Genomic DNA, 6600 nt, shown 5'->3' on the forward strand with positions numbered 1-6600 from the left:
GAGTATTTTTGACCACTTTCAGGCACGCTATGAAGCCGCCAAGGATGAAGAGCTATCACTGCAAGAGTTTTTAGCTCTGTGTAAAGAAGATAAAAGTGCTTATGCCAATGCAGCAGAGCGGCTGTTAATGGCGATTGGTGAGCCTGAGCTGATAGACACAGCAAAACACCCCCGATTGAGTCGTATTTTCTCTAACCGGGTGATTTCTCGTTATAAAACTTTTGAGGATTTCTATGGCATGGAAGAAGCCATAGAACAGATTGTTTCCTACCTCAAACACGCTGCCCAAGGTTTAGAAGAAAGAAAACAAATTCTTTATCTACTCGGTCCAGTTGGTGGCGGTAAATCTTCACTGGCGGAGAAACTCAAAGCTTTAATGCAACAAATGCCTATTTATGTTTTGTCTGCAAATGGCGTTCGTAGCCCAGTCAATGACCACCCATTTTGTCTGTTTGATGTGGTTGAAGATGGCGAAATCCTCAAGCAGGAATATGGGATAGAAAAACGCTATTTACGCTCAATTACATCACCTTGGGCGGCCAAACGCTTACACGAGTTTGGTGGCGATATTTCCAAATTCAAAGTGGTCAAAGTACGACCTTCAATTCTCGATCAAATTGCCGTCGCAAAAACAGAGCCCGGTGATGAAAACAACCAAGACATTTCGTCACTGGTTGGGAAAGTGGATATTCGAAAACTCGAGCATTTCTCGCAAGATGACCCCGATGCATATAGCTATTCCGGTGCACTCTGTAAAGCCAACCAAGGGTTAATGGAGTTTGTTGAGATGTTCAAAGCGCCAATTAAGGTGCTTCACCCACTCTTAACCGCCACGCAAGAAGGAAACTTCAACGGTACAGAAGGGTTATCCGCCCTACCCTTTGATGGCATGATTTTAGCGCACTCAAACGAATCTGAGTGGCAGACATTCCGTAACAACAAAAACAACGAAGCGTTTTTGGACCGGGTTTATATCGTTAAAGTCCCTTACTGTTTACGCGTCTCGGAAGAAGTGAAAATTTACCAAAAACTGCTTGAACACAGTGAACTATCCAAAGCGCCATGCTCACCAAGCACACTAGAATTACTTGGTCAATTTAGTATCCTCTCGCGCCTAAAAGTGCCGGAAAACTCGTCACTCTTCTCTAAAATGCGCGTCTACGATGGTGAAACGCTAAAAGATACCGATCCAAAAGCAAAAAGCTATCAAGAGTATCGTGACTACGCAGGTGTTGACGAAGGGATGTCTGGTTTATCGACTCGCTTTGCCTTTAAAATACTGTCGCGCGTATTCAACTTTGACCAAACGGAAGTTGCGGCTAACCCCGTTCATCTGTTCTATGTCATCGAACAGCAAGTTGAACGCGAGCAGTTCCCTCAAGAAATCGCTGAACGATATATGGAGTTTTTAAAAGGCTACTTAGTGCCTCGTTATGTCGAGTTCATTGGTAAAGAGATTCAAACGGCTTATTTGGAATCTTACTCTGAATATGGTCAAAATATTTTTGACCGCTACGTTACTTATGCTGATTTCTGGATCCAAGACCAAGAGTATCGTGATCCTGAAACTGGCCAACTTTTCGATCGTTCATCGCTCAATAACGAGTTAGAAAAAATCGAGAAAACAGCAGGCATTAGTAACCCGAAAGATTTCCGAAATGAAATCGTCAATTTTGTACTGCGTGCGAAAGCGCACAACAATGGACAAAATCCGGTTTGGACCAGTTACGAAAAACTGCGTACCGTCATTGAGAAAAAAATGTTCTCAAATACCGAAGAGCTACTTCCTGTTATCTCTTTTAATGCCAAAACCTCATCGGATGATCAGAAAAAACACGACGATTTTGTCGCTCGTATGATGGAGAAAGGTTATACAGAAAAACAAGTAAGGCTGTTGTCTGAGTGGTATTTACGCGTCCGTAAATCTTCTTAACTTCAAGCAAACCAAAACCTGTACATGCGTTAGCCATACCAACAATGGCTAACGTAAAGGTGACGTTTTCAAGGGGATACTCATGGCGCAATTTATCGATAGAAGATTGAACGGTAAAAACAAAAGCGCGGTCAATAGACAACGCTTTTTACGCCGTCATAAAGAGCAGATCAAAGAATCTGTTGCAGACGCAGTGAATCGTCGCTCCATCACCAACACCGAGTCTGGCGAAGATGTGTCGATCCCAAATCACGACATCAAAGAACCCGTGTTTCATCAAGGAAAAGGCGGCCTGAAAGAACGGGTTCACCCGGGTAATGACCAGTTTATTACTGGTGATAAAATTGAGAGACCTAAAGGTGGCGGACAAGGCAATGGTTCAGGACAAGGTGATGCGAGTGCTGATGGCGAAGGCCAAGATGAATTTATTTTCCAAATCTCTAAAGATGAATATCTTGATCTACTGTTTGAAGATCTGGAATTGCCTAATCTAGAAAAAAATCAAATCAATAAGATTACAGAATGGAAAACTCATCGCGCGGGTTTCAAAACGGCAGGTGTACCGTCGAACATTGCTGTAGTTCGCTCTTTGCAACAATCACTGGCTCGCCGCACCGCAATGACAGCGGGAAAACGTCGTTTAATGGGGGAGTTAGAAGAAGAGTTACTGCGCATTCAAAATAGAGAGCCCGCTCAAGTATTAGAAGAGAAGCGACTTAAGCAAGAAATCGAAGCGTTGCGTAAAAAAATTGAAAGTGTGCCGTTTATTGATACGTTTGACCTACGTTTCAAAAACTTTGAAAAACGCCCCATTCCATCGAGCCAAGCTGTTATGTTCTGCTTAATGGATGTGTCGGGTTCAATGGATCAAGCGACTAAAGATATTGCCAAACGTTTTTACGTGTTGCTGTATCTATTTTTAACTCGCACTTATGAAAATGTCGAAGTGGTGTTTATTCGTCACCATACGCAAGCCAAAGAGGTGGATGAGCACGAGTTCTTCTACTCTCAAGAGACCGGTGGCACGATTGTTTCTAGCGCCCTGAAATTAATGCATGAAATCATTGAACAACGCTACCCACTCGGCGAATGGAACATCTACGCAGCTCAAGCATCCGATGGTGATAACTGGGCTGATGATTCGCCTCGTTGTAAAGAACTCCTCACCAATAAGCTTCTGCCATATTGCCAGTATTACGCTTATATTGAAATCACTCGTCGCTCACACCAAACCTTGTGGCACGAGTACGAAAAATTACAACCCTCATTTGGCAATTTTGCGATTAAAAACATTCGCACCGTGGATGACATATTCCCTGTATTTAGGGAGCTATTCCAAAAGGAAACAGCTTAGGGAGGCATACTAATGACAACAAAAGCGAAAGGTACTTCAAAACGCAAGAGCAAATTGTTACCAGACGGGCCTGACTGGACGTTTGAGCTTTTGGAGAAATACCATACTGAAATACGCCGGGTAGCTGAGTTTTATCGTCTCGATACTTACCCCAATCAAATTGAAGTTATTACCTCCGAGCAGATGATGGATGCCTACTCCAGCATTGGCATGCCGATTAATTACAGCCACTGGTCATTTGGCAAAAAATTTATTCAAACGGAACAAGGTTACAAACATGGCCAAATGGGGCTCGCGTATGAGATCGTTATTAACTCAGACCCATGCATTGCCTATTTAATGGAAGAAAACACCGTCACTATGCAAGCCTTAGTGATGGCGCACGCTTGCTATGGTCACAACTCGTTTTTCAAAGGCAACTACCTTTTCCAAACTTGGACGGATGCGAGTTCTATCATTGACTATCTCTTGTTTGCCAAAAACTACATTTCAGAATGCGAAGAAAAATATGGCGTACCCGAAGTCGAATCGCTGCTCGACTCATGCCACGCGTTAATGAATTATGGTGTTGACCGCTATAAACGACCTGAAAAAATATCGATAGCAGAAGAAAAAGCACGTCAAGAAGAGCGCGAAGCTTATCTACAATCACAAGTTAATGAACTGTGGCGCACCGTGCCCAAAGCAAAAACCAAAGAAGAAGATCTTAAAGTTCGTTTTCCAAGTGAGCCACAAGAAAACATTCTTTATTTCATTGAGAAACATGCGCCACTGCTTGAGCCATGGCAACGGGAGATCGTTCGTATTGTGAGGAAAATAAGCCAATATTTTTACCCACAAAAACAGACGCAAGTGATGAATGAAGGCTGGGCCACATTCTGGCACTACACTATCTTGAATCACCTTTATGATGAAGGTTTTGTTTCTGAGAAATTCATTCTTGAGTTTCTACACAGCCACACCAGTGTCGTCGCACAACCTTCTTACAACAGCCCCTATTTTAGTGGCATCAATCCATATGCACTTGGCTTTGCTATGTTCCGAGATATTAAACGTATTTGTGAAGAGCCAACCGATGAAGATAGGGAATGGTTTCCTGAGCTTGCTGGCACAGAATGGTTAGATGCGCTTCATTTTGCTATGCACAACTTTAAGGACGAGAGCTTCATTAGCCAGTATCTTTCACCTAAAGTAATGCGCGATTTCAAGCTGTTTGCCATTGTGGATGACGATCGCAAGAATTTTATTGAAGTTAGTGCCATTCACGATGATATTGGCTATCACGCCATCCGTGAAAAGCTTGCGGCACAGTACAATCTCAGTAATTTAGAACCGAATATTCAAGTTTATAACGTGGATGTACGTGGTGATCGTTCACTGACGCTTCAACACGTTCCACACGATAGAATTCCTTTAGATCAAAGCTGTCATGAGGTACTAAAACACCTTTACCGCTTATGGGGGTTTGATGTCATTTTAGAGGAAGTCAAAGAGAGTGGCCGACGTGAAATTTTAGCGACTTGCCCACCACACGGCGAACGTGGCACATAAGAACAAGTCGTTACCTTAAATATCGACTTCATAATGCGCGACCTCATTCGTTGCGCATTTTTTATTAAAAAAATATTTGTAATACATCCTTACAGCTTTGTTCACATTTCATTCATTAAATATTTGCTTAAATAAAATCACCAATATTTATAAGGGTATTTAACTAATGAAGCACAACAAAATCATCATCGCTATACACTGGGTTATAGCATTACTGTTCGTATTGCTGTTTTTAAGCGATTCATTTCGTTCATTCTCCGATAAAGGTAGCGAAATGCGAGTGTTATGGCTGAACTTACATGCATGGTTTGGAGTCGCTGTTTTTGGATTATCGATGATTCGTTTAGCCGTAAAACTAAGCACAACAGCACCAGCGCCAGTGTATGAAAGTGACCTTATGCAGAAACTGCTATATGGAGCGCATGCTGCCCTTTACCTCCTTACATTGCTTGTTCCAATCAGTGGTTATCTTCGTTTTGCAGGAAAAGGTCGGACATTAACTCTGGCAGGCGATGCTATTCCCTCATTGATAGGTAAGAGTGATTGGCTTTATAACATAGGGAAAACTTTACACGGGGAAGTAATGCAGGTGATTGTATTGACTGTTATCGGTGGTCATATCGCAGCGGCTCTTTATCATCACTTCATCGTAAAAGATCAGGTCATGGCACGCATAAAACCGTGATTAACTCAGTGATAAAAAGGAGCATAATTGCTAATGCCGTTCACTTAAGGTGAGCGGCATTGTATTTTCTAGGATATCGGCTTGGCTTTTTCTTCACGACTCTAGGGAAGGCTCTTTCTCGCCTTGGCTCAAGTATTAAGCTCCCACTCATTGCATAGAAGTTTTGGAGTTGCCTCGGTATGGCTCCCGGTGACGAGTAGGGAAGCCCCACTATTAGGCGCATGATGTGGGCTAACGCTCCATTGAAGCTAAGTTGGTATGGCAAGTAGTCTCCATTCAACGTATTACACATCTGCACCATTTGATATCTGACTAAGTTGTATGTCAGTAGTATTCCCCAGAGCTCTTGTCTCACGAGCTCTGGGAGTCGGCTTCGCAGTGTAAGGCGGTTACCCAGCATGTATTGTTTTTGCTCTCGGTACCCCAGTTCAATTTCCCAACGGTATTCATATAAACCGACTATATCTGATTTGGGATAAAGCATAGGGTCAGCCATTGAGGTGAGAACATCGTATTGCTTCCCCTCTTTGACTCTCGTGATTAAACGTACCACAACCTCTTCTTCTAGCTCTGGCCATTTCTTACGCGCTTGCGGATTACTCTTCAGTTTTATCAGTTTATCTTGTCGGCCAAAAGACTGAACAACTTCATAAATCAGCCCTTTTTTCATCGGGATAAGCCAATGGCGATTGATGCCGTGCGAACGCCATGCTTGAAGTAAACCTAGGGAGTAAAAGCCTTTGTCGAAGAGCGTTAAGCTGTTATCGGGGGTCGTTTCGATAAGCTGCTCTGCCAGCTTCATTTCATTGACGGTATAACAGTCAAAAGCACTGCCTGTGATTAAATGACTGCTCAGCTCCATCTGACAGACCATGCGCACCTGTGGGTACTGTGTTTCTTTACCATCACGATTGGTAGGCTTGGCAAACGCTTCAGCATTGTCTTTCGAGTCTTCTGTTCTCCATAAAACCCCATCAACACCCAGTAACGTAAGTCCGTTCCAGTTTGGTAAGTTAGCCTGTTTGAACCAATGACTTTGCGTACACTCAAAAAGCGCTTTAGCCGCTGATTCACCAA

The 6600-nt window shown here is 43.0% G+C and carries 5 protein-coding genes; 4 read left to right on the plus strand and 1 reads right to left on the minus strand.

All coding sequences use genetic code 11. The features are described from left to right. From AACQ17_RS04525 to AACQ17_RS04540, 4 genes are all read left to right on the plus strand, one after another. The coding region (locus tag AACQ17_RS04525; RefSeq protein WP_141201428.1) for a PrkA family serine protein kinase at nt 1-1933 on the plus strand (1933 nt) is incomplete at its 5' end. A gap of 82 nt (nt 1934-2015) precedes the next feature. Next, nucleotides 2016-3287, plus strand: a complete 1272-nt coding sequence (locus tag AACQ17_RS04530) for a YeaH/YhbH family protein (RefSeq protein ID WP_017042294.1) — start codon at nt 2016-2018, stop codon at nt 3285-3287. 12 nt (nt 3288-3299) lie between these two features. Beyond that, nucleotides 3300-4838 carry a SpoVR family protein gene (locus AACQ17_RS04535; protein WP_017048073.1) on the plus strand — a complete coding sequence of 513 codons (1539 nt, stop codon included), beginning with the start codon at nt 3300-3302 and terminating at the stop codon, nt 4836-4838. A gap of 166 nt (nt 4839-5004) precedes the next feature. Next, nucleotides 5005-5523: a cytochrome b gene (locus AACQ17_RS04540; RefSeq protein WP_017045183.1), complete on the plus strand. Its 519-nt coding sequence runs from the start codon at nt 5005-5007 to the stop codon at nt 5521-5523. A gap of 40 nt (nt 5524-5563) precedes the next feature. Here the strand turns inward: AACQ17_RS04540 and AACQ17_RS04545 are convergent. Beyond that, on the minus strand, nt 5564-6600 hold a 1037-nt coding region (locus AACQ17_RS04545), incomplete at its 5' end, for an IS4 family transposase (protein WP_094167533.1).

The organism is Vibrio sp. V10_P2A27P122, from assembly GCF_963874335.1.
In the GTDB taxonomy this organism is placed as follows: Bacteria; Pseudomonadota; Gammaproteobacteria; order Enterobacterales; family Vibrionaceae; genus Vibrio; species Vibrio anguillarum.

Bases quoted from the DNA above. Each gene is read 5' to 3' on its own strand.
- AACQ17_RS04530 (WP_017042294.1), top strand. From the start codon at position 2,016: ATGGCGCAATTTATCGATAGAAGATTGAACGGTAAAAACAAAAGCGCG.
- AACQ17_RS04535 (WP_017048073.1), top strand. From the start codon at position 3,300: ATGACAACAAAAGCGAAAGGTACTTCAAAACGCAAGAGCAAATTGTTA.
- AACQ17_RS04540 (WP_017045183.1), top strand. From the start codon at position 5,005: ATGAAGCACAACAAAATCATCATCGCTATACACTGGGTTATAGCATTA.